The organism is Massilia pinisoli (assembly GCF_024753285.1).
In the GTDB taxonomy this organism is placed as follows: Bacteria; Pseudomonadota; Gammaproteobacteria; order Burkholderiales; family Burkholderiaceae_D; genus Telluria; species Telluria pinisoli.
Genome location: NZ_JANUGW010000049.1, coordinates 1 through 1,953, shown reverse-complemented (window position 1 = coordinate 1,953; position 1,953 = coordinate 1). Strand labels below are relative to the sequence as shown.

2 rRNA genes are annotated in these 1,953 nt (G+C 52.1%); both read right to left on the bottom strand.

Annotated elements, in window-relative coordinates:
- Positions 1–8: 8 nt before the first annotated feature.
- Positions 9–121, bottom strand: a 5S ribosomal RNA gene (gene rrf / locus NX784_RS28675).
- A 124-nt stretch (positions 122–245) separates the two neighbouring features.
- A 23S ribosomal RNA gene (locus NX784_RS28670) occupies positions 246–1,953 on the bottom strand; the annotation flags it as partial.

Sequence of the window (1,953 nt, the reverse complement as noted above, 5' to 3'; positions counted from 1 at the left end):
AATAACTAGCCTGACGATAACCTACTTTCACACTGGTTGCAGCACTATCATCGGCGCAAAGTCGTTTCACGGTCCTGTTCGGGATGGGAAGGGGTGGTACCGACTTGCTATGGTCATCAGGCATAACTTGTACGAGTGCCGCTTGCTGGTGCAGGCGTCACTCTGAATCTGGAAGAAGTGGTTTCTTAATCTGTTGTGTCAACAAACAGCTGAACCCTTGTATTGGCAATGACTGCCAAGGTTATAGGGACAAGCCGTACGGGCAATTAGTATCGGTTAGCTTAATGCATTACTGCACTTCCACACCCGACCTATCAACGTCCTGGTCTCGAACGACCCTTCAAGGAGCTCAAGGCTCCGGGAAATCTCATCTCAAGGCGAGTTTCCCGCTTAGATGCTTTCAGCGGTTATCTCTTCCGAACTTAGCTACCCGGCAATGCCACTGGCGTGACAACCGGTACACCAGAGGTTCGTCCACTCCGGTCCTCTCGTACTAGGAGCAGCCCCCTTCAAATTTCCAACGCCCACGGCAGATAGGGACCAAACTGTCTCACGACGTTTTAAACCCAGCTCACGTACCACTTTAAATGGCGAACAGCCATACCCTTGGGACCGGCTACAGCCCCAGGATGTGATGAGCCGACATCGAGGTGCCAAACTCCCCCGTCGATATGAACTCTTGGGAGGAATCAGCCTGTTATCCCCAGAGTACCTTTTATCCGTTGAGCGATGGCCCTTCCATACAGAACCACCGGATCACTATGTCCTACTTTCGTACCTGCTCGACTTGTCGGTCTCGCAGTTAAGCACGCTTATGCCATTGCACTATTAGCACGATGTCCGACCGTACCTAGCGTACCTTCGAACTCCTCCGTTACACTTTAGGAGGAGACCGCCCCAGTCAAACTGCCTACCATGCACTGTCCCCGACCCGGATCACGGGCCAAGGTTAGAACCTCAAACGAACCAGGGTGGTATTTCAAGGTTGGCTCCACGAGAACTGGCGTCCCCGCTTCAAAGCCTCCCACCTATCCTACACAGATTGGTTCAAAGTCCAATGCAAAGCTACAGTAAAGGTTCATGGGGTCTTTCCGTCTAGCCGCGGGTAGATTGCATCATCACAAACATTTCAACTTCGCTGAGTCTCGGGAGGAGACAGTGTGGCCATCGTTACGCCATTCGTGCAGGTCGGAACTTACCCGACAAGGAATTTCGCTACCTTAGGACCGTTATAGTTACGGCCGCCGTTTACTGGGACTTCAATCAAGAGCTTGCACCCCATCATTTAATCTTCCAGCACCGGGCAGGCGTCACACCCTATACGTCCACTTTCGTGTTTGCAGAGTGCTGTGTTTTTATTAAACAGTCGCAGCCACCAGTTTATTGCAACCCTTTCACCCTTCTGCAGTAAAGCAGTCAAGCTACCGGGGCGTACCTTATCCCGAAGTTACGGTACCAATTTGCCGAGTTCCTTCTCCCGAGTTCTCTCAAGCGCCTTAGAATACTCATCTCGCCCACCTGTGTCGGTTTGCGGTACGGTCTCGTATGACTGAAGCTTAGAGGCTTTTCTTGGAACCACTTCCGATTGCTTCGTGCCACATGGGCACCCGTCTCGACCCCTTGAATTATGCGCCCGGATTTGCCTAAGCGCCTTCTATGAGTCAAAAACCAACTATTCCAACAGTTGGACAACCTTCCGCGATCCGTCCCCCCATCGCATCATACGACGGTGCAGGAATATTAACCTGCTTCCCATCAGCTACGCATCTCTGCCTCGCCTTAGGGGCCGACTCACCCTGCTCCGATGAACGTTGAACAGGAAACCTTGGGCTTTCGGCGAGAGGGCTTTTCACCCTCTTTATCGCTACTCATGTCAGCATTCGCACTTCCGATACCTCCAGCATCCTTTACAAGACACCTTCTCAGGCTTACGGAACGCTCTCCTACCATATG